Raw genomic sequence first — 19,782 nt, 5'->3', positions numbered from 1 at the left:
TTTAGATTATAGTTTTGGCTTCAAGTATTGTGATACGTTTTCCTCAGAAGAGGTTGCTTTTATGGACCGGTATTGCTTTTTATACGTTTCAATTATTCCACGAAGCAGCTGATCAGACTGCCCCTTTTTTTCATGCTTCATATCTACATTATTTGAAGAATCATTATTTGATGAATTTTCTGCGTTCGGGGAGTTGGGGCTTACCGTACCAACCTCCACATTCGGTGAATTTTCATCGGTAGACTCTGGTTGCCTCAGCGCATCATTTAATCTGGATATCACATCTTGTTGTGGCTCAACGGCATTACGTTGAGCAATAAAAGCCGTTCTTGATGCAGCTGAAATTTGTCGGCCCAGGGGTGTGGTCGTATAAACATCAGAAAGTGCAACCCCAGATAATGGCACAGCAGTAGATACACTTTCACTCAAACCACGATTTTTGGCAACATCAAGCGCATGCCAAAATAGGTCAGACAAGCATGGCATATTTAAGTGATAGCTGTTTTCTGCATCTGGACCACCTCCACCTGCTCTTAAAGCAATATCTTCGGGTGTGAATTCTTTTTCATACAGCTCTTTTGCCGTTAATCCTGGTACTCCTGCTAACGCATTACAAGGACAATCTTGCGCACCAGCATCAAGTAATTTTTTAATGAGTTCATCATCTCGTAAAATAGCCGCCCAATGCAGGGGTGTCATGCCTTTGGGATCCGTCGCATGAACTAATGATGGATCTTTCTCAATTAATGCCAGTGCAACCTCTCTGTTACCTTTTTTCATTGCCAAAAGTAAAGGACTATTTCGACAAAAATCAACTTCATCTGGTTTTGCTAGCGCTTCTGTTGTACAAAGAGGAATAATTGCCAATGCGCTTGCCGTATGATTTTTAGCAATGGCCGCTAATAAATAAGTATTACCCATCCCGTCTACATTAAGCTCGCTTAGTATCTGAGGGTTTGCTTGTATGAATGTTTTATCTGCGCCGGTAAGTTCATAAGAGCCATTCACAAAATTAAACAATTTCGCTTTTATCGTTTCAACAGTTTCAGTGATTGTAATTGTTTCAGTTGCTTCAGAAAGATGTAAAGGCATGATTACCCACCGATTTTATGAGTCTCATAAGAAATTTATAGATCTAAATTTATAGATCTATATGTTGTCATTATGGTTTATTTTTGTTCTTTTATCGAATTTCTATAAATTATAGTTCTTGCCTATTTTTCAGGCAATAATAGGAAAGAGTAAAAGCAGTTTTTTCTGATTTTATATGCAGGAGCAATTCCTCTTGCTTATGTTGCTTCCTGGATGGCGCAGGCTATTTATATGATTGTGGCATTGATATGGCTGATTCCTGATAGACGTATTGAACGGGTGGTACAGTAGAAGGTCATGACAATCCTCCCGTTGTGGGGGCAGTGCATAAGAAGCAAAGTCCCCTTCGGCCAATCAGACAAATTTGCAGCTGTGAAATGAAATGTAAACAGGCCCTATACTTCAATTAATAATAATGTGGTGTCTGCAGATGAGGTAAATGTTATTGTATCGGCGTCCATTATTTCTGCCCCGTCACCTTGATTCAGGCTAATCTCATCAGCCATCAAACGACCTTCAATCACGATTAAATAGGCCTTGCCATCTAATTTATGTGTAATTTGGTTGTTTGCAGTAAGATTTCCTGCATAAATTTTTGCATCCTGGTTGATGGTTAAAGGTGCATTGCCATTGCCAGAAACAAGTAATTGCAGGCTATTTGTGCTTGGATGTTTAGGAAACTGATGCGTTTCCCAGCGAGGCTTAAGATTTTTTACTCGTGGTATAATCCATATTTGAAACAATTTCGTTTCAATCGTTTCAAGATTGTATTCTGAGTGGTAGATGCCACTGCCAGCGGTCATGACTTGTATATTACCCGCTTCAGTACGACCCTGATTGCGTTGGCTGTCTCTATGGGTAATGGCTCCTTGTGTGACATAGGTAATTATTTCCATATCTTTATGTGGATGAGTAGGAAATCCTGTGCCGGGCTTAATCGTATCATCATTAATGACTCGTAAATGACCAAACCCCATTCGTTTTGGATTGTAGTAATTGGCAAAACTAAAATGATAATGTGTGTTGAGCCATCCATAGTCAGCGCTTCCAAGTGTTGTGTAAGGATATGCTGTGATCATGTTGTCCTCCAGAACCAGAGTTTGGCTGCGTTTAAGTTTTGTATAACTTAAGTATAATAGTAATTAAAATTATTGTAATTTATATTAAAGTTATTTGATTAGTTACTAAAAGTTATTAATATGGCGAATTTATCACAAATAGAAATTTTTCTGGAAGTTGTTAAGCAGGGCAGCTTCATAGAAGCTGCCCGTGCATTAGGCATGACTGGGCCTGCAGTAAGTAAGCAGGTGCAATCACTTGAGAGAACGCTAGGCGTACGCTTACTAAATCGCACGACAAGACTAATTAGTTTAACGGAAGAAGGAGCGATTTATAGTGAAAAAGTTGAAAAGGCAATCAATGATATACATGAAGTAGAACAGGAAATTCTAGAATCCAAATTATGTCCAACTGGCCCACTTAGGGTAAGTGTACCCGTGTCATTTGGTCATCAGTATCTGATTGAACCAATCAACCGCTTTATCCAAGATTACTCCAATGTGGCACTGGAAGTATTGTTTGATGACAGGCGAGTTGATTTGATGGCGGAAAATTATGATGCAGCAATCCGAATTGGAACATTGGAGGATTCAAATTTAATCGCCAGAAAATTACATCACTGCCCCATCGTATTATGTGCAAGTTCACAATTGCTGCAACAATATGAATCACCTGTTCATCCAAAGGACTTAATGAATTTTCCGGCAATTATTTATAATAAGCATGGTCATGAAGATTATTGGCGTTATATTTCTCCAGATGGAGAAAAGGGGTTTGTTAAACTCAGCAAGAGAGTAGCAACCAATACGGCAGAAATGATGGTTCAAGCTTGTCTGAAGGGAGTAGGTATCGCTGCTATCCCAATATTTGCCTGTGTAAATCATTTAAAGAGTGGTGAATTGGTTGAAGTGTTACAAGAGTTTAAAACCCATCCTCAGTCTGATATTTATATCATTTATAAATCCAAACAGCATGTGTCAACACGATTACGAATTTTTATTGATAAGATGGCTGAGTTTGTTAAAACACTTTCTTGGTAAAAATGCTGATTAAATTGAAAGAACCTTTAGTTCGAAGAGAGTAATCGCTCTAAGGCGATGATACGGCCGGAACGGTTTTTTCTCATCGTTGGAAAAACAGCTTGTGTAACACGCCATACACTAAAGAAATTAACATTCATAACCTGTCGCGCTTGTTCAAGCGTTGTTTGTTCCATGGTTCCCAAAAAACCTGCGCCAGCATTATTAATCAAAATATCTATTTTCTTATAGCGCGATATGATGCTCTCAATTGCCGAGTGTACCGATTGATCATCGGCCACATCAATGAAAGCAAGTGTCAAGTTCAAATTTTCTACACGGGCACATTCTTCTAGATATGCACTTTTACTTATTTGACGAACACCGGCAATCACATGATAGCCAGCTCTGGCGAAAGCTAGGGCGGTAGCACATCCTATCCCTGAGGACGCACCGGTTATAAATACGATTTTTATATAAAACCTCCTGTTTTTTATTATTTTTAGACATTCGATCATTCATTAATCATTGATGCTTTGTAAGATATTATAATTGATGAATTTTTGTTTTATAGATTGCAAATATCACCATTTTCCTCTATAAAAACATATGAAACAATAATAAGTTACATAAAATTGGAAAGGGAACTACGATGCAATTTACTTATAGTATGGCTTTGAGCAGTATGATTCTTTTGGGACTTACGAATCCTGTTTTTGCAGATAGTCAAGCACATCAAGCAGAAAAACAAGCTAATATCACTAAAACCTTAGAAACGTATAAAGCTTGTGATATGAAAGAATTAATCGCAGAGCTGCAAGCTGTTCAACTCCAGAATAAAGCGGTCTTTAAGGTAAGCGACCAAATTACAGAAGGGGATTCTTACTATTACGAAGTTAAGGACACTCGTTCAGGGATATATGACGCCACTTTTATTAAAAGCAATGTATGTAATTACATTATGAAAAACTCTTGTTACGTCTACTGGAATAATGTAATGGCCACTGGAAAAATTGCACCCATTGCTCTTAAAACGGTATTAGTTTCTCCTCCAGATAATTTGCTTTCACCTTTATTGGGTTGTAAAACGTCTAGTTGATAAGTGCTATCAACTCTAAATCAAACAAGGATCCTTGAGCGTCATTGCTTATCGTGTGGCATTTTTTTGCATCGTGCGATGTACAAAGCAATGACCAGTTAAAACCAGCGAGTTATTTCTTATCCTTGCTTCCCCATCTATCTTTCAAAGATTTTTGTCCCGTACAAAGGCAGTGGTAAATTGATTATAAAGCTCATAAGGTTGTTTAAGTTAAAATATGATGGCTAAAATTTTCCTAAGAAAGCTTGGAAAGAGCTTCGAGGGTAAGGCCCTGATGTTTTGCCTCGATAAGAGAAATAGCTAAGTAGAAAAACCCTTGTAAAAAATAGTTAATTTCTTAATTTTTGTTTCGCTTTTTTTAATCCTGACAAAATCGCATCAGAAATATGATGGGGAAATGCTGCTGGCAGCTTTTTGGCAACTTCTTCAATAACGGAATCTGTTTTTTCCAACATTTCATTGAGTATGCGCTCAGCTCTATAAATGGAGTAATTTATCGTTTTTGCAGTTTCTCTAAAATCTCTGCCTTGAATGGTATGCCAGAGGTAATGGTTATTTTTGCCTTTCAAGGCCATAGCCATTTTAATTTTTTGGCTTTGCAGTTGTTTTTTATTTATGAGTGGATAGGCTGACATGATGTCATAAAGAGGCGTTAATCGATAGTTTCCCTCAGGCTCAATAAAGAGACTAAAATTTTTAGCATGCCCATCGATGCCGGCAATTAACCAAAAAAAAATCTGAGCACGGTAGAACATATCTCGGTCTTCAATGGCATTGGCTGATCCAAGCAATAGATTCATGATGTCTTTTATACCCGGTCCTCCATCAGATTGATATTTAAGATTATAAGAAACACCCAATGCTTGGCACATGTCTCTTGCGGTAATCTCATGATCCAGCTTTTATCATGAGATAAGCGACGGTCAAAACGCTTTACGGATAAAACCTTGATATCCTCGAAATTCAGAATTTCACACTCGGCAACTGGTAAACCGTAAGCTTTGGCAATGAGGGAACATAACCACTCATTTTCACAACTGTCTCGTAAATCCATTTGCTGGTGCGCGATAAAACCTATAGGTAGCTTAAAAATATGAGTGGTTGGTGTTTCTTGGAGAGGCTCACACCACTGGTGCTCATGAAATAAAAAAGCAGCTTTTTCCTGCGCACCAGCAATGGAGATGCGAAAATCTTCATCTTCCTCACTCATGCCTAAAGGGTTTATTTGATAATTACGCAAAAGAGAAGCAATTTTGTTTTCTGTTAGAGGTTTATATTTAATTTTTTTCTCAAATTTTGGTATTGGATCTGCCATCAGCTGAATGGCGCCTACGCAGTCTCTGCCGATATTTGCCAGTAAATCAAAGGGTTGACTGGTGGGTATTCAAAAGCGCGCTTGTATTCTGGCACGTATTTGCTGATTATCAGGCAGGAGATTATCAAAAAAATTATAAACTACGTCACCACTGTAGGAGTGCGCTACCAGTGGTAATGATAATGAAAGTGGGCGTGCGCCTTCCCTATTTAACCACTCTTGGTGATAAGTAAACTTCAATGCTCCTTGATTTGTTTTTTCAAGTTCACCCACTAGAAGGCCATTCATTAATAGGTGAAGTATTTGATTTTGCTTTACCATTCATCGTTCCATTGATCTTTGGTTTCACCAGGCTCATTTTTGGGTAATAATTTGATGTTTGTTTCAAGAGCTGCCAATACTCTGAATAGGGTGCTTATTTTTATATTTTCTGGATTATTTTCTATAGCAGAAATGGTTTTTTGTTTTAAACCCACCAAGTCACTCACTTCTTTTTGGGTTAGTTTGAGTTTTTTTCGCCGGCTCCTAATCAGCATTGCCAATTCATAGGGTGAGTGTATTAACATATTAGGCTCTAAATATATTTATACCTTATAAGGGATATTGGTAATTATATACCCTCTAGGGTATTAGATCAATAATATACCTTGAAAGGTATAAGATTATTTTTATAGCTTATAAGATAAGCGATGTTCAATTGAAAGTAGTATGAAGATCATATGCAAAAATAAAACTTAGGAATCGGTAATGGAAAGTCATGATGATGTGAAGCAACAATTGAATGAATGTCTTGTGGTACTAACAAAGATAATAGGCACTGATCTGTTAGGGGTTTATCTTTATGGTTCTTTTCTTGTAGGTGGTTTGCAAAAATACAGTGATATTGACTTGTTTGTTGTAGCCAATCGAGCCACTACCGCGGAAGAAAGGGTTGAGCTAACTACCTATCTTCTTCAAATATCAGGCATTTATATGAAAAGTACAAAGCGACCCATCGAAATGACCTTGGTGGAAAAGACAGCGATCAATCCTTGGCATTATCCTCCGCTTTTTGATTTTCAATATGGTGAATGGTTACGTCAATCATTTGATATGGGTAATTTTGAACCACAGTCGAATCGAGAAATGCCGGATCTTGCTTTAATTGTCACTCAAGTTTTATTGAGGAGTCATACATTGTTAGGGGCAAGTCCTGAACAATTATTAATCCCTGTTCCATACAATGACTTTATAAAAGCGATGCTCCATGAGCTTGATAGGCTTTTAGCTGATCTTGCATATGATACTCGAAATGTGTTGCTAACATACGCACGAATTTGGAGTACGTTAGAAACTAATGAAATTAGATCTAAACCTGCTGCAGCCGATTGGGTGATACATCGTATGCCTAAAGTATATCAACCTGTAATGAGCAGGGCTAAATCCATATGTATTGGCAGGGAAGATGAATATTGGGATGATATCAATGAACTTATAAAATCCTGTGCAGATTTTATGTTAAGTAGAATCAATGATCAAAAATTATCAATAAACTTAAAAGATCCTCAAAACTTAATAAAGTTAGCTACAGTTGACATGGCTTGACAGACGCGGGTATTTAAGCGTCGTTGATTTCATGGTGGCCAGAGGCAGAATCGAACTGACGACATGAGGATTTTCAGTCCTTTAAAATACCTTTTTAACATAGTTCGTTTAGTAATAGTAATATTTCCAAGCTCTGATCATAAGAGAAGACCCTCAAGAGCGTTAGTTCAATACGCAGATTTTATAAAACAGATAAGAAAAAATGCATTAAAAAATTCGCAACTTCCCGATCAAATTCCTGGTACTGACATACACAAACCAGAACAATGGTAAGTATAAAATTATTCTCTTGGTAAATCGTTGGTGCATGAGTGGTGATGTATTAATTTCTAATTCAAATGGATAACCATTTTCTTTAATAAAATGACAACGCTGATTGTCCTTTTTGAAGAATCCTTCCGTTACAAAGACTCTTCAAAGAGTCGGTCAGCCCCAATTAAAGGAATGATCCGAAACAGTACTTCCTCCATGACGAGATGCTCCGCTTCAATAATAAATTTGGCTTTTCTATCTTTCCAGGATAATGTTTGAATCAAGCTCGCAGCAACAACAGACGGCTCTTCAAGATTATATACTGGAACTTCAGTACTGCCTCCTCGAATACTGGTGCTTATTGGGCAGCAGATAATTAATCCAGTAGCGCGATTGTATTCTTTCGAGGACAATACTAAGGCAGGGCGGTATTTACCTATTTCTTTTCCTTTTGTAGGTTCAAAGTCTAGCCAAATAATATGATTTCTCTCAGGTATATAGGCTGTTGTCATTATTGCTCGACCTCGTTAGGCAGAGGTGAAGCAAGCAAATCAGCATGGGCTGTTTGTGCGGATAATCCTTTTAGGAGTTCTGATTCTTTAAAAGGAAAATGTTTTTTCATTTTTGATTTGGTAACGATAAAGCCATTTTCAGAAATCTCGATATCCACTTCAGTTCCTTCTTTAAAATGAGGAATCTCACGCATTGCACCACCAATACGCAAGGCTAAGCTGTTACCCCATTTTTGAATTTTTGCATGTACTTTCATGTAAACACCTAATGTATAAACAATGTATATATGTGTAGTATAAACAATGTATCATTGTTGCCGCAATTCATTGTATTAATTTTTTTGGCTCTACACCAATTAAGGGGGCACTTTAATCAAATTAGTCTAGACTAAGTCCTTGATTTAGCGATCAAAAGGAGATTAAAGTGCCTAAGAACAATCTTATCCTAAATTTACCTGGATTTTCCATATTAAAAGTGAGTGGGTATCAACCCTTATTATTAGATGTAACTTATAACCGATTAGCTCGGTGTAGTCATTGCCAAAGTAAGCAGGTTCGCAAGAAATCATCGTATATAAGAACAGTACATCATGAGTTAATAGGGCATCGTCGAAGTGTATTGAGGTTTAAAGCGTATAAGCTTTATTGTCATACTTGTTGTCGCTATGGTAATCAACAGTTTCCCGGTATCAATAAACATCAACGTGCTACTTGGCGAGCTCAAGCTGCAGTGTTTCATGAGCATAGCCGCGGGGTATCGCAAAAAGATTTATCAGAGCGTTATAAGAAAGGAAAAGCGACCATAGAGCGCTGGTATCAGCGGCATTATGAAGAGCAACATCGAGAATTAATCAATAAACCATGTCCTGTGGTACTGGGTATTGATGAACATTTTTTCAGTAAGAAAGAAGGGTTTGCAACTACTTTTTGTGACCTAAGAAAACATAAGATATTTGATGTGGTTCGTGGCCGTCGTGAGCAAGAATTAAAAGAATATCTCCAGCAATTACCTGGAAAAGAACGTGTCAAAGTGATTTGTATGGACTTGAGCAGTACATACCGTTCCTTAGTAAAGAAGTACTTTCCTAATGCTATGATAGTGGCTGATAGGTTTCATGTAATCCGTTTAATTCAACATCAGTGTATGATGACCTGTCGAGAACTCTCCACTGAAATTAAAAACAATAGAGGTATCTTAGCCTTATTAAGAACAAGACCTGATAACTTAAGTGATGAGAAGAAAGTCAAAAGAGATGCGTTTTTCACTGAAAATCCTGCAATAGAGGCTATATATCAATTTCAGCAACAACTGCACTCACTATTAATGAAAAGGGCGCTAACACAGCATGAGTGCCGTAAAGTAATACCTACTTTCTTAGAAATGTTGGCTGAGTTAAAGCAAAGTGGTTTTAAAGCATTAGCATCATTAGGTAAAACACTTTGGGCTTGGAAAGATGAAGTGGCCAGAATGTGGCGATTTAGTAAGTCAAATGGAATAACAGAAGGCTTTCATCGCAAAATGAAACTCATTCAGCGAAGAGCTTATGGTTTTAGAAATTTTGAAAATTATAGGGCTCTACACCAATTAAGGGGGCACTTTAATCAAATTAGTCTAGACTAAGTCCTTGATTTAGCGATCAAAAGGAGATTAAAGTGCCTAAGAACAATCTTATCCTAAATTTACCTGGATTTTCCATATTAAAAGTGAGTGGGTATCAACCCTTATTATTAGATGTAACTTATAACCGATTAGCTCGGTGTAGTCATTGCCAAAGTAAGCAGGTTCGCAAGAAATCATCGTATGTAAGAACAGTACACCATGAGTTAATAGGGCATCGTCGAAGTGTATTGAGGTTTAAAGCGTATAAGCTTTATTGTCATACTTGTTGTCGCTATGGTAATCAACAGTTTCCCGGTATCAATAAACATCAACGTGCTACTTGGCGAGCTCAAGCTGCAGTGTTTCATGAGCATAGCCGCGGGGTATCGCAAAAAGATTTATCAGAGCGTTATAAGAAAGGAAAAGCGACCATAGAGCGCTGGTATCAGCGGCATTATGAAGAGCAACATCGAGAATTAATCAATAAACCATGTCCTGTGGTACTGGGTATTGATGAACATTTTTTCAGTAAGAAAGAAGGGTTTGCAACTACTTTTTGTGACCTAAGAAAACATAAGATATTTGATGTGGTTCGTGGCCGTCGTGAGCAAGAATTAAAAGAATATCTCCAGCAATTACCTGGAAAAGAACGTGTCAAAGTGATTTGTATGGACTTGAGCAGTACATACCGTTCCTTAGTAAAGAAGTACTTTCCTAATGCTATGATAGTGGCTGATAGGTTTCATGTAATCCGTTTAATTCAACATCAGTGTATGATGACCTGTCGAGAACTCTCCACTGAAATTAAAAACAATAGAGGTATCTTAGCCTTATTAAGAACAAGACCTGATAACTTAAGTGATGAGAAGAAAGTCAAAAGAGATGCGTTTTTCACTGAAAATCCTGCAATAGAGGCTATATATCAATTTCAGCAACAACTGCACTCACTATTAATGAAAAGGGCGCTAACACAGCATGAGTGCCGTAAAGTAATACCTACTTTCTTAGAAATGTTGGCTGAGTTAAAGCAAAGTGGTTTTAAAGCATTAGCATCATTAGGTAAAACACTTTGGGCTTGGAAAGATGAAGTGGCCAGAATGTGGCGATTTAGTAAGTCAAATGGAATAACAGAAGGCTTTCATCGCAAAATGAAACTCATTCAGCGAAGAGCTTATGGTTTTAGAAATTTTGAAAATTATAGAGTACGTGTTAAGGTCCTCTGCGGGTGATTAAAGCTGCCCCCTTAAATGGGAAAGAGCCAGATTTCATGGTGGCCAGAGGCAGAATCGAACTGCCGACACGAGGATTTTCAGTCCTCTGCTCTACCGACTGAGCTATCTGGCCCCAAGAGGTTGCTATTAAACTCCGAGAACGGATTTGAGTCAAGAGTAGGCGACTTATTTTTTACAAATCTTATAAATTTCTTATTTGGGCTTTATTGTTCTGGAGAAAATCCGGCCGGTTTTTTTGAGCCTTCACCAAAAAAATAGTTGTTCATTTCCGTTTGTAGAAATTCACGCGCCTTGGGGTCAAAAAGATTTAATCGATATTCATTAATGAGCATGGTTTGATGATCCAGCCACATTTTCCAAGCTTGCTTAGAAACCTGGGCAAAGATTTTTTCACCTAATGGGCCGGGGAAGGGAGGAGCACTCATACCTTCCGCTTCTTGATTTAATTTAATACAGAATACCATTCTTGACATAATTACTGGTTAATCGTTAATGATTGGCACATTATGCGTCAAGATGACTGTATCAGCAACTTCATTGTGCTGATACAATACAGATTATAGATTTATACAGAATCGGGAAGTGGGAGAGGGATAGGCGGAATGGATGATGCCGTTGAGGTCGAAGCATCAGTTGGACTCAATACTTCACTAAGACTCACAAACTGATAACCATGGTCTTTATACATTTGGATAATATCTCCCATGGCGTGGCTGTTCAGCAAATTTGCATGAATGAGCAATATTTGCTTACTCACGGGTTTGTCTTGTGATTTTTTTTCTGCTCTTAACGTTTGTTGCCAAATATAATCAAGATATCGTTTTTTAATTTGATTAAGGTATTTGTTTCTTTCTCGCCAGTTAATGGCTAAAAGTTGTTCATTGAAGCGAAAGTCCTTACTGTCGATGGTGACCGGGGCTATAATGTAATCGTTTTCAATAAGGAAATTTTGGACTTCCTGTTTGGCTTCTCCTTTGCCTTCGGCAAGGTAAGGATATCGGAAATATTTGGGTTTTGACATTAAGGGCGTGAGGATTTGATCGGCGCGTGCGATGTCATTGATGTACTGTTTAGGGTTAGTACGATTTAGATTTGCATGAGAATACGTGTGATTTCCGATGACGAATCCCGCTTTTTTAAAGTCTTCTAGCAATTGCCATTGACCTTGTTCAATGGTTCCTCCTACCACAAATCCAGTTGCAGGAACTTGATGGTCAATTAAGCTCTGCATTATTTTCATAAAACGTTCCTGTTCCCGTTGTAAATTTCCGGGTTTATTATGCGTGGTTCCTACAAAAGGTAAATCGTCAATGGTGATTGCAATTTCATGCACCTGAGCGAAGATTGGAGAGATAAGAACGCATAAAAATAAAAAAGAAGACATCGACTGATTTTAAGCATGGATATTCCCTCACCACAAAAATATTGTTATTTATTAAATAGATTAGCAAGCTTTATTTAATTTGCATAATCGTATAGTTCAAATATTGGTATATTTTTATATTTGATATAAAATGAAAAATACATATTGGTATTTTATTATCCAATAAATGATTTATTGAACGTAGCATCGGCTAAAATTTTTATTCAAGGAGGATGTATGAAAGAATCAAGCAACGCCCATAACTGCCTTTGGGTCCACCGATTTGAGTTGTTGGGTCTTATTTTGTTACTTATTGCAACTATTTTAACCATTCTTACTGCTAATGGTATTGGAATTGCCGCGATGTTTTTAGTTGGCTTGGTATTATGTGCTCATAAATGTCTCTGTCACAAGACTTGCAATGTTTGTCATTCACAACATTTGGAAGAAGACACACCACCTTGGGAAGACAGTGAGGCGTTGCCCAAAAAAACGGTGGGCAAGAAAGAGACGACCGTTAAAAAGACAACCAAAACGCAAGTATAACGATACCTTTGCAGCGACGCTACGCGCATAGTTTGGATGTTTTAGGATGATTAAATTCAAACTATGTGCTGTGTTTTGCAAAAATTGTTAATATTAAATGTTGCATTCTGTAATACAACAGGGATTGGTTGGTTTTTATGGAATATATTAAGCATTTTAATCGGCAAACAGAAAATTATTTAAGTTACCGTCCTGATTATCCTGAATCTTTTTTTGATTTTTTAGCCACGTTGGCCCGAGCAAATGCTTATGTGTGGGATTGTGGCACAGGAAATGGTCAGGCCGCGTTTTCTCTATCCAAACGGTTTGATTTGATTGTGGCTACGGATATTAATTTTTCACCGCTGACCATTGCTCCCCGATGTGATAACCTTAATTACATTTGTTGTGCCTCAGAGAAAACGCCTCTTCTTGAAAGCTCCATTGACTTGATTACTGTGGCGCAAGCATTGCATTGGTTTAATTTTGATAATTTTTATGCTGAAGTTAGACGGGTTGCCAAACCGTCGGCTGTGTTTGCAGCATGGTGTTATTCTCTGGGTCGAATGAATGAAAAAATAGATGCAATTATTGGTAAACTCTATCTGGATATCCTGGGAGAACGCTATTGGCCGAAAGAGCGACGTTATATTGATGAACACTATCAGTCTATTCCTTTCCTTTTCAACGAATCATGACGCCAGCGTTTGTTATAGAAAAAAATCTTGATTTATATGCATTATTAGGATATTTGAATACTTGGTCTGCTGTGAAAGAATATCAAAAATATAATCACGAAAATCCAATAGAATTGATTATAAATGATTTGCAAGCAGTCTGGGGGGATCCAAAGGAACAGCGGATTATGCGCTGGCCTTTGCATGTTCTTGCTGGCTTGATTCATTAACGATAAATGGATGGAATTATGAAATTAATCATAGGGTGTCTGTTGTTTTGCTGTACACTTAATGCCAATGCCAATGCCAATGCCAATGCCAGTACTAATGCTACTGATACCATGACGATGACTGTAAACAAGTCACTCGCGCAGTTTAGAGTAAGATTGCCGGCCAATCCAACAACGGGCTACCAATGGGCAGTCAAGCAATACGACAAGACCTTATTGTCGCTAACGGATAGCACCTACATGGCACCTAAAACTCAATTGATAGGCGCAGGAGGGGAAATGGTATTTACCTTTGTGCGGAAGCCAAATAAAGCTTACCCGCAAAAAACGCTTATAGTTTTTAAATATGCACGTTTGTGGGAATCAACAGGTGCGAGTTTAAAACGGGTGGTCGTGTATTTTGATTCAAAATTGGAAAATAATAATCAACAGGTTAATGTTTCGCCTAAGTAAAAGTAGACTTATTCAGCGATAACATGAAATATAGGGCTAAAAACATTCAAGATTGTTTTTTAGCAAATTTCTGGGATACATCCCCTGTGTCTGGCAGGGGATGAGTAGAAAATTTTAGGGTTCTATTCTTCTATAGGGTAAATAACGCGGCTCCCAACATAGTTCCTGCACGAGTTTATTGAGATCCTTGTCCTGGTTGCATTGAGCAAGCCCGGTTTCAATGGCAGTACGGGCTACCGCAACCGCGATGTGTTTTGCTACGATTTGCGCTTCATCCAGAGAAGGCAATAGGGGCAGATAACTGTCTTTCTTGCTGGGTGAAAAATCGCTTAAGGCTTGAGTAGCGGCCCAAATCATTGCTTTACTTAATCTGGTTGCACGGACGGCTAAAATACCAAGACCAATACCAGGAAACACCAACGCATTATTACATTGTGCTATTTGCAGTAAGCGGTTTTGATACTCGATTGCCGGAAAAGCCGTGCCAGTGGCAATAAGGGCTTTGCCATTACTCCAGGCCAATATATCAATCGGTTGGGCTTCACATCGTTCATCAGGGTTTGAAAGTGGAAAAATAACGGGGCGCTCGCAGTGAGTCGCCATCATCTCAATGATATCTTGGGAAAAGGCGCCGGGTTGAGAAGAACAACCAATCAAAATGGTTGGCTTGATTTTACGGACGGTATCCGCCAAAGAAATGTATTTTTTATCATGATCGTTCCAGCCTATGACTTCACTTTGCATACGAGCATAGGGCGCTTGGGATTCAGTCAGATCTGGATCTCCTTTAATTAATAACCCTTGGCGATCGATGAGCCAAAAACGATCATAGGCGTCTTGTGGGCTGATGCCGCGTCGTATCATGGCATCGACAATTTGATCGCTGATGCCAGTACCTGCTGATCCTGCCCCATAAACAACAATACGATGCTGCTCCAGGCTTAGTCCAGTTATTTCACAGGCAGCAAGCAAGGCAGCAAGCGTTACTGCTCCCGTCCCCTGGATATCATCATTGAACGTGCATAGTTCATTTTGAAATTGATTGAGTATACGTCGGGCATTCCCTCGACCTAAATCTTCCCAATGTAAAAAAGCATTGGGAAAATGTTTATGAATGCTGTTTACAAAGGCATGCACAAAGGCGTCGTATTTTTCAGCATTGATACGTGGGTGGCGACATCCCAGATACATGGGATCAGCTAATAAGTCCTGATTGTTGGTTCCAACATCGAGAAACACTGGTAAGGTTCGGGTAGGATCGATACCGCCGCACAAACTATAAACCATGAGTTTTGCGACAGGAATATCCATCCCTCCTATGCCTTGATCACCAATACCCAATACTCCTTCACCATCGGTGACTACAATTAAATCAATGTATGGATTGGAGCGGTTGCTCATAATTTCATCAATTTGATTTTGGTCAGAATGGGCGATATATAAACCTCTTGGTTGACGATATTCTCGACTGTATTGTTTGACGGCAGTGCCAACAATGGGGGTATAAATAATGGGGAGCATTTCTGCCAGATGACGGCTTAACAGTTTATAAAACAGCACCTGGTTTTTATCATGAAGGTTATTCAAATAAATGTGTTGCTGCAGGCGAGTGTTATAGCTGGCGTATTGCATATAAGCACGCTTAACTTGCTCGTCCAGTGTTTCGACTCGATGAGGTAGTTTGCCTAGTAACCCAAAGGCACGACGTTCTTCCTGGGTAAAAGCGGTGCCTTTATTAAGCTGTGGCGTGGTTAACAAGTGTTTGCCGCAAATAGAGGTTTCAACAAACCATTCACCTGTTTGTTCGTCGCGAACAGTTTTAAAATCTAGCATGATGACTTAGAAGGTTAATAAAAAAATGCTACTACGATAGCCAATATATATGGATCTGTCTACCTAATAGCCTTAGATAACGACAGATGGTAATATCCACCCAATTAGACAACCTGCAGGATAAAGTGATGATAAAATATATTGCCCTAGTCATTGTGTCATTAGGGATGACAGGCTGTTCGGTGCATGATGAACATTATTATAGGATGAATCCTAAAGCTCTTCAGCATGCCATGCGTGACTGTCCCGCGCAATCCCATGCATCATTGAATTGTAAACAGTTAGAAGAAATTGCAGCAAGGTTACAGGAAATGGGGTATCAACTTCGCTTAAATCCACAAGAATATGGTATACGGATTTTGGCCTTACAGGAAACGATAGCCAAACAAGAGTTATCCTTAAAGCAGAATGAGGCACAGCCTGAACTGAAAGCGCAGCTTGATGAAAATAAACAGCAGCTTAGAGAGCGTCTTGCTGTTGTTAAATGGTTGGAATCACCTGAGAGTTAATATGAAGATTTTGATAAGCAATGATGATGGGGTATTTGCTCCCGGCATCCGCTCTCTGGCCAATGAATTGTCAACGGTGGCTGATATCGAAGTAATGGCGCCAGACAGGAATCGTAGCGGAGCCAGCAATTCTTTGACATTGTCACAGCCTTTGAGAGTAAAAAAACTGGATAATGGTTACTACAGCGTCGAGGGTACTCCCACGGATTGTGTGCATTTGGCTTTGACGGGATTTTTTGAATCTTCAGCCGACATGGTGGTCTCTGGCATTAATGAAGGTGCGAATCTTGGTGATGATATCTTATATTCCGGAACGGTTGCTGCTGCAATGGAAGGTCGTTATCTCGGTTTGCCTGCGATGGCTGTGTCGATGGTCGGGGATAATATTCAGCATTACGACACAGCCGCGACCATCACCAGGCAATTGATTTTAAAATTGCGGACTCACCGATTGCCAGCACAAACCATTTTAAATATTAACGTGCCCGATTTGCCTTTAGATAAAATTCTTGGATTTGAGGTCACTCGATTGGGTACACGTCATGGAGCTGAACCTGTTATTAAGGAATATGACCCTAGAGGTCGTCCCATATATTGGATAGGGCCCCCAGGAGTAGAAGCAGATGCAGGACCTGGAACTGATTTTTTGCAATCAGTCAGGGGTATGTGTCCATTACCCCTTTGCATCTTGATATGACACACTACAAAATATTTGAGCAAGTATCGACGTGGATGGAGGGAGTCAATTGGACGCTATGAAATTGTTTTCTCTTTTGTATGATAAAACGTTGCGTTGGTCTGGACATCGGCATGCCCCATATTATCTAGCTGGTGTCTCTTTTGCCGAGTCTTCCTTTTTTCCTATCCCTCCTGACGTTATGCTCATTAGCATGGGACTCGCGGCTCCAAAGCGAGCTTGGTATTATGCCTTGATTACCACGTTTTTTTCAGTACTGGGTGGAATATTGGGTTATTTAATTGGTATGTATGCCATGGAACTGTTAGAACCGTATTTGGCTTCTTCTTCCTATATGTCGAGTTTTAATCAAGTTGCACATTGGTTTAAACAACATGGAGTGTGGGTGGTTATTTTGGCAGGTTTTACGCCTTTTCCTTACAAGGTGTTTACGATCGCAGCCGGCGCAATGCAAATGGCTTTTCTTCCTTTTGTGTTGGGCTCTATTATAGGTCGAGGCCTGCGATTTTTCTTAGTATCAGCCATATTGTATTTTGCCGGCGCTCGAATTGAGACACGGCTTCGACATTACATTGATGTGATTGGCTGGTCGACGATAGTCATTTTCGTGATGGTTTATTTTTTAATAAAATGGATGTCTTGACAGAATGCATTTACGAGCAAGGTGGTGGGTTTCATATTTGTTGCTGATGCTTTGTGCCTGTACTCAACGAGAAGATTTAGCGCCGGTTGTGGAGTTGAATTGGAAAGCAGCAGGTAATCATCAGCGGCATGTGGTTATTCGTGGCGAGACATTGTATGCCGTGGCATTTCGTTATGACCAGGATTATCGTGAATTGGCCAGATTAAATAACTTGCATAGTCCTTATACCTTACGTGTTGGCCAAGTCTTACGCTTGGAGGGTAGAGTCACCCCTAAAGCAGTTAACCATGTGGTTAGGCCACAAGTGGTGACGCAGCATTACTATAAACCAATCGCTGTAAGAACGGGAATAAAAGCAAGAGAAAGAACAATAACAGGCAGTCAATCATCCACTGCCCCCTGGATATGGCCAGCTCATGGACGTGTGGCAGAAAGATTTATTCCCAATCAAGGAAAGAAAGGCATTAATATTGCGGGTAAAAAAGGCGAGAAAATTTATGCTGCGGCAGATGGCGTGGTTGCCTACGCTGGAAACGGTCTGTCTGGTTATGGCAATTTAATCATCATCAAACATGATCATCAATTTATGACAGCGTATGGAAATAACACGCGTAATTTGGTTCGAGAGGGTCAACGTGTCAAATCAGGGCAAGTGATCGCAGAAATGGGTGTGGTGGATAGACGGTATTGGGGTCTGCATTTTGAGATTAGAAAAGCCGGAAAGCCAGTAAATCCGTTAAGTTATTTGCAACAAGGTTGATGACTTATTTTCTATGTCCCTCGGTCCGCAAGAGCGGGAATCTAGCAATATATTTGGAGACCCTGCGCTAGGCACAATCAAACTGCTTATGATTTTGCCCTGCCTAATCTTGCGTTATCAAGGAATTTTTTAATAATTTCTGATATGCTTATAGTTATTATTGATTTTTTTGAAGTGATAATGTAGTAATAGAATCAATAAGTTCTGTAAAGTCGTGCAAATTTGTCGATGACCTCTAAAATCACAATAAAAACGTGCTATTGGTTAAACTAAGCAGGTAAAACAATGTGCCCAAATGATGAGCCCACAGAGGAAAAATTAGAACTGCAGGAAGAAAAGTTTGAGAATTCAAACGACGATGAGCCTGTGTTAGATGACAGCAGCCTTATTTTGGATGAGGATACGGATGAAGATCTGCCGGATTTCAGCGATGAGGAAATTTTTCCCAGTTATCATCGCGGAAAGAATGTGGCCAAAGTCATGGATGCAACTCAGATTTACCTCAGTGAAATTGGTTTTTCTCCATTACTCAGCGCCGAAGAAGAAGTTCATTATTCTACGCTGGCGTTAAAAGGCGATGTAGCAGCACGCAAGAAAATGATTGAATCAAACTTGCGCCTCGTAGTAAAAATAGCCCGGCGTTACCTTAATCGTGGCCTGCCGCTTCTTGATTTAATCGAGGAAGGTAATTTGGGGCTCATGAAAGCCGTTGAAAAATTTGATCCAAAGCGTGGATTTCGTTTTTCTACCTATGCCACTTGGTGGATTCGCCAAACGATTGAGCGGGCAATCATGAATCAAACTCGTACTATACGTTTGCCCATTCATGTCGTTAAAGAGCTTAATGTATACTTGCGTGCCGCAAGACAATTAACACAAAAACTCGATCATGAACCTTCTGCAGAAGAAATTGCCGAAATGGTTGATAAGCCCCTAGAAGACGTTGAAAAATTATTGGGCTTGAATGACAAGGTTACCTCCGTTGATACGCCAATTGGTTATGAAGAAAATAAATCATTACTGGATACCATTGCGGATGAAAACAGTGTTAATCCTGCTGAATTGCTGACGGATGAAAATTTAAGGGCGCATATAGAATCTCTTTTAGGTGAACTCACTGAAAATCAGCAACAAGTTATTGCAAGACGATTTGGTCTTCGTGGTTTTGAAAAATCCACGCTTGAGGAAGTGGGTAAAGAAATTAATCTCACCCGCGAGCGTGTTCGGCAAATTCAGGTGGAAGCGTTGAAGACATTACGCGGGCTGCTTGAACGAGTTGGTTTAACGCAAGAAGATTTATTCTAGCTTTGTTTTTTCAGTAATTTCAA

The 19,782-nt window shown here is 39.3% G+C and carries 23 protein-coding genes, 2 tRNA genes and 2 pseudogenes; 14 read left to right on the top strand and 13 right to left on the bottom strand.

Annotated features, from left to right (window positions below; translation table 11 throughout):
* Nucleotides 1–6: 6 nt before the first annotated feature.
* Nucleotides 7–1,092, bottom strand: coding sequence for an ankyrin repeat domain-containing protein (locus tag LOA_RS08950; protein ID WP_025386030.1), 1,086 nt, complete (start codon nt 1,090–1,092; stop codon nt 7–9).
* Between the two features lie 395 nt (nt 1,093–1,487).
* Entirely contained in the window at nt 1,488–2,171 is a 684-nt protein-coding gene (locus LOA_RS08945) for a pirin family protein (protein ID WP_025386029.1), read from the bottom strand.
* Nucleotides 2,172–2,291: 120 nt separating this feature from the next.
* On the opposite strand from LOA_RS08945, the gene LOA_RS08940 reads away from it, so the two are divergent.
* Nucleotides 2,292–3,191 (top strand): LysR family transcriptional regulator, encoded by a 900-nt coding sequence (locus LOA_RS08940; protein WP_025386028.1) that lies wholly within the window; start codon nt 2,292–2,294, stop codon nt 3,189–3,191.
* A gap of 26 nt (nt 3,192–3,217) precedes the next feature.
* On the opposite strand, the gene LOA_RS08935 is transcribed toward LOA_RS08940, so the two are convergent.
* The gene (locus LOA_RS08935; protein WP_025386027.1) at nt 3,218–3,688 is read right to left on the bottom strand and encodes an SDR family NAD(P)-dependent oxidoreductase; all 471 of its coding nucleotides are present in this window, start codon (nt 3,686–3,688) and stop codon (nt 3,218–3,220) included.
* A gap of 134 nt (nt 3,689–3,822) precedes the next feature.
* On the opposite strand from LOA_RS08935, the gene LOA_RS08930 reads away from it, so the two are divergent.
* A complete protein-coding gene (locus tag LOA_RS08930; protein ID WP_025386026.1) occupies nt 3,823–4,269 on the top strand; it encodes a hypothetical protein in 447 nt (148 codons plus the stop codon).
* A 329-nt stretch (nt 4,270–4,598) separates the two neighbouring features.
* Here the strand turns inward: LOA_RS08930 and LOA_RS08925 are convergent.
* The 3 genes and pseudogenes from LOA_RS08925 to LOA_RS08920 form a co-directional block, all read right to left on the bottom strand.
* Nucleotides 4,599–5,479, bottom strand: a pseudogene (locus tag LOA_RS08925) (HipA domain-containing protein).
* A gap of 174 nt (nt 5,480–5,653) precedes the next feature.
* Nucleotides 5,654–5,905 (bottom strand): HipA N-terminal domain-containing protein, encoded by a 252-nt coding sequence (locus LOA_RS15395; RefSeq protein ID WP_237758085.1) that lies wholly within the window; start codon nt 5,903–5,905, stop codon nt 5,654–5,656.
* The gene (locus LOA_RS08920) at nt 5,899–6,150 is read right to left on the bottom strand and encodes a helix-turn-helix domain-containing protein (protein WP_025386025.1); all 252 of its coding nucleotides are present in this window, start codon (nt 6,148–6,150) and stop codon (nt 5,899–5,901) included. The genes LOA_RS15395 and LOA_RS08920 overlap by 7 nt, the downstream gene beginning before the upstream one ends.
* Before the next feature lie 181 nt (nt 6,151–6,331).
* On the opposite strand from LOA_RS08920, the gene LOA_RS08915 reads away from it, so the two are divergent.
* The gene (locus tag LOA_RS08915; RefSeq protein WP_025386024.1) at nt 6,332–7,168 is read left to right on the top strand and encodes an aminoglycoside adenylyltransferase family protein; all 837 of its coding nucleotides are present in this window, start codon (nt 6,332–6,334) and stop codon (nt 7,166–7,168) included.
* A 32-nt stretch (nt 7,169–7,200) separates the two neighbouring features.
* Here the strand turns inward: LOA_RS08915 and LOA_RS14515 are convergent.
* The 3 genes from LOA_RS14515 to LOA_RS08905 all read right to left on the bottom strand — a co-directional run bounded on the left by LOA_RS14515 (nt 7,201) and on the right by LOA_RS08905 (nt 8,189).
* A tRNA-Phe gene (locus LOA_RS14515) sits at nt 7,201–7,267 on the bottom strand.
* A gap of 302 nt (nt 7,268–7,569) precedes the next feature.
* Entirely contained in the window at nt 7,570–7,932 is a 363-nt protein-coding gene (locus LOA_RS08910) for a type II toxin-antitoxin system PemK/MazF family toxin (RefSeq protein ID WP_025386022.1), read from the bottom strand.
* Entirely contained in the window at nt 7,932–8,189 is a 258-nt protein-coding gene (locus LOA_RS08905; protein WP_025386021.1) for an AbrB/MazE/SpoVT family DNA-binding domain-containing protein, read from the bottom strand. The genes LOA_RS08910 and LOA_RS08905 overlap by 1 nt, the downstream gene beginning before the upstream one ends.
* Before the next feature lie 167 nt (nt 8,190–8,356).
* Between LOA_RS08905 and LOA_RS08900 the strand changes: the two genes are divergently transcribed.
* Together LOA_RS08900 and LOA_RS08895 are read left to right on the top strand one after the other, a co-directional pair.
* Nucleotides 8,357–9,553, top strand: a complete 1,197-nt coding sequence (locus tag LOA_RS08900; RefSeq protein ID WP_025386020.1) for an ISL3 family transposase — start codon at nt 8,357–8,359, stop codon at nt 9,551–9,553.
* A gap of 32 nt (nt 9,554–9,585) precedes the next feature.
* Nucleotides 9,586–10,761 carry an ISL3 family transposase gene (locus LOA_RS08895; protein ID WP_025384767.1) on the top strand — a complete coding sequence of 392 codons (1,176 nt, stop codon included), beginning with the start codon at nt 9,586–9,588 and terminating at the stop codon, nt 10,759–10,761.
* 39 nt (nt 10,762–10,800) lie between these two features.
* Here LOA_RS08895 and LOA_RS08890 read toward each other — a convergent pair.
* The 3 genes from LOA_RS08890 to LOA_RS08880 all read right to left on the bottom strand — a co-directional run bounded on the left by LOA_RS08890 (nt 10,801) and on the right by LOA_RS08880 (nt 12,148).
* Nucleotides 10,801–10,876 (bottom strand) — tRNA-Phe (locus LOA_RS08890).
* A 91-nt stretch (nt 10,877–10,967) separates the two neighbouring features.
* Nucleotides 10,968–11,237, bottom strand: coding sequence for an oxidative damage protection protein (locus LOA_RS08885; protein ID WP_025386019.1), 270 nt, complete (start codon nt 11,235–11,237; stop codon nt 10,968–10,970).
* A gap of 92 nt (nt 11,238–11,329) precedes the next feature.
* Nucleotides 11,330–12,148, bottom strand: a complete 819-nt coding sequence (locus LOA_RS08880; RefSeq protein WP_025386018.1) for a polysaccharide deacetylase family protein — start codon at nt 12,146–12,148, stop codon at nt 11,330–11,332.
* A gap of 216 nt (nt 12,149–12,364) precedes the next feature.
* On the opposite strand from LOA_RS08880, the gene LOA_RS08875 reads away from it, so the two are divergent.
* From LOA_RS08875 to LOA_RS08865, 4 genes are all read left to right on the top strand, one after another.
* Entirely contained in the window at nt 12,365–12,673 is a 309-nt protein-coding gene (locus LOA_RS08875) for a hypothetical protein (protein ID WP_025386017.1), read from the top strand.
* A 137-nt stretch (nt 12,674–12,810) separates the two neighbouring features.
* Nucleotides 12,811–13,350, top strand: coding sequence for a class I SAM-dependent methyltransferase (locus LOA_RS08870; RefSeq protein ID WP_052335926.1), 540 nt, complete (start codon nt 12,811–12,813; stop codon nt 13,348–13,350).
* Nucleotides 13,347–13,559 (top strand): hypothetical protein, encoded by a 213-nt coding sequence (locus LOA_RS13800; RefSeq protein WP_052335925.1) that lies wholly within the window; start codon nt 13,347–13,349, stop codon nt 13,557–13,559. Before LOA_RS08870 ends, LOA_RS13800 begins: the two co-directional genes overlap by 4 nt.
* Nucleotides 13,560–13,577: 18 nt before the next feature.
* Nucleotides 13,578–14,012, top strand: a complete 435-nt coding sequence (locus LOA_RS08865) for a protease inhibitor I42 family protein (protein ID WP_025386016.1) — start codon at nt 13,578–13,580, stop codon at nt 14,010–14,012.
* A gap of 114 nt (nt 14,013–14,126) precedes the next feature.
* Here LOA_RS08865 and LOA_RS08860 read toward each other — a convergent pair whose 3' ends face one another.
* Nucleotides 14,127–15,845 (bottom strand): NAD-dependent malic enzyme, encoded by a 1,719-nt coding sequence (locus LOA_RS08860; protein ID WP_025386015.1) that lies wholly within the window; start codon nt 15,843–15,845, stop codon nt 14,127–14,129.
* A 128-nt stretch (nt 15,846–15,973) separates the two neighbouring features.
* On the opposite strand from LOA_RS08860, the gene LOA_RS08855 reads away from it, so the two are divergent.
* The 5 genes and pseudogenes from LOA_RS08855 (at nt 15,974) to rpoS (ending at nt 19,759) form a co-directional block, all read left to right on the top strand.
* A complete protein-coding gene (locus LOA_RS08855; RefSeq protein ID WP_025386014.1) occupies nt 15,974–16,354 on the top strand; it encodes a hypothetical protein in 381 nt (126 codons plus the stop codon).
* Between the two features lies 1 nt (nt 16,355).
* A pseudogene (surE, locus tag LOA_RS08850) lies at nt 16,356–17,113 on the top strand (5'/3'-nucleotidase SurE).
* The gene (locus tag LOA_RS08845; RefSeq protein ID WP_025386013.1) at nt 17,110–17,694 is read left to right on the top strand and encodes a YqaA family protein; all 585 of its coding nucleotides are present in this window, start codon (nt 17,110–17,112) and stop codon (nt 17,692–17,694) included. The pseudogene surE and the gene LOA_RS08845 overlap by 4 nt, the downstream one beginning before the upstream one ends.
* A 4-nt stretch (nt 17,695–17,698) precedes the next feature.
* Nucleotides 17,699–18,454, top strand: coding sequence for a peptidoglycan DD-metalloendopeptidase family protein (locus LOA_RS08840; protein ID WP_025386012.1), 756 nt, complete (start codon nt 17,699–17,701; stop codon nt 18,452–18,454).
* Nucleotides 18,455–18,739: 285 nt separating this feature from the next.
* On the top strand, nt 18,740–19,759 hold the full coding sequence (gene rpoS, locus LOA_RS08835) for an RNA polymerase sigma factor RpoS (RefSeq protein WP_025386011.1): 1,020 nt from the start codon (nt 18,740–18,742) through the stop codon (nt 19,757–19,759).
* Nucleotides 19,760–19,782: the final 23 nt, after the last annotated feature.

Source organism: Legionella oakridgensis ATCC 33761 = DSM 21215 (assembly GCF_000512355.1).
Lineage (GTDB): Bacteria > Pseudomonadota > Gammaproteobacteria > Legionellales > Legionellaceae > Legionella_A > Legionella_A oakridgensis.
Note: the sequence above shows the minus strand (reverse complement) of the source record. Positions and strands in the feature narration are given on the sequence as shown.

Coding starts and splice junctions, on each gene's coding strand:
- LOA_RS08950 (WP_025386030.1), bottom strand. CDS start 1,092: ATGCCTTTACATCTTTCTGAAGCAACTGAAACAATTACAATCACTGAA.
- LOA_RS08945 (WP_025386029.1), bottom strand. CDS start 2,171: ATGATCACAGCATATCCTTACACAACACTTGGAAGCGCTGACTATGGA.
- LOA_RS08940 (WP_025386028.1), top strand. CDS start 2,292: ATGGCGAATTTATCACAAATAGAAATTTTTCTGGAAGTTGTTAAGCAG.
- LOA_RS08935 (WP_025386027.1), bottom strand. CDS start 3,688: ATGATCGAATGTCTAAAAATAATAAAAAACAGGAGGTTTTATATAAAA.
- LOA_RS08930 (WP_025386026.1), top strand. CDS start 3,823: ATGCAATTTACTTATAGTATGGCTTTGAGCAGTATGATTCTTTTGGGA.
- LOA_RS15395 (WP_237758085.1), bottom strand. CDS start 5,905: ATGGTAAAGCAAAATCAAATACTTCACCTATTAATGAATGGCCTTCTA.
- LOA_RS08920 (WP_025386025.1), bottom strand. CDS start 6,150: ATGTTAATACACTCACCCTATGAATTGGCAATGCTGATTAGGAGCCGG.
- LOA_RS08915 (WP_025386024.1), top strand. CDS start 6,332: ATGGAAAGTCATGATGATGTGAAGCAACAATTGAATGAATGTCTTGTG.
- LOA_RS08910 (WP_025386022.1), bottom strand. CDS start 7,932: ATGACAACAGCCTATATACCTGAGAGAAATCATATTATTTGGCTAGAC.
- LOA_RS08905 (WP_025386021.1), bottom strand. CDS start 8,189: ATGAAAGTACATGCAAAAATTCAAAAATGGGGTAACAGCTTAGCCTTG.
- LOA_RS08885 (WP_025386019.1), bottom strand. CDS start 11,237: ATGTCAAGAATGGTATTCTGTATTAAATTAAATCAAGAAGCGGAAGGT.
- LOA_RS08880 (WP_025386018.1), bottom strand. CDS start 12,148: ATGTCTTCTTTTTTATTTTTATGCGTTCTTATCTCTCCAATCTTCGCT.
- LOA_RS08875 (WP_025386017.1), top strand. CDS start 12,365: ATGAAAGAATCAAGCAACGCCCATAACTGCCTTTGGGTCCACCGATTT.
- LOA_RS08870 (WP_052335926.1), top strand. CDS start 12,811: ATGGAATATATTAAGCATTTTAATCGGCAAACAGAAAATTATTTAAGT.
- LOA_RS13800 (WP_052335925.1), top strand. CDS start 13,347: ATGACGCCAGCGTTTGTTATAGAAAAAAATCTTGATTTATATGCATTA.
- LOA_RS08865 (WP_025386016.1), top strand. CDS start 13,578: ATGAAATTAATCATAGGGTGTCTGTTGTTTTGCTGTACACTTAATGCC.
- LOA_RS08860 (WP_025386015.1), bottom strand. CDS start 15,845: ATGCTAGATTTTAAAACTGTTCGCGACGAACAAACAGGTGAATGGTTT.
- LOA_RS08855 (WP_025386014.1), top strand. CDS start 15,974: ATGATAAAATATATTGCCCTAGTCATTGTGTCATTAGGGATGACAGGC.
- LOA_RS08845 (WP_025386013.1), top strand. CDS start 17,110: ATGAAATTGTTTTCTCTTTTGTATGATAAAACGTTGCGTTGGTCTGGA.
- LOA_RS08840 (WP_025386012.1), top strand. CDS start 17,699: ATGCATTTACGAGCAAGGTGGTGGGTTTCATATTTGTTGCTGATGCTT.
- rpoS (WP_025386011.1), top strand. CDS start 18,740: ATGTGCCCAAATGATGAGCCCACAGAGGAAAAATTAGAACTGCAGGAA.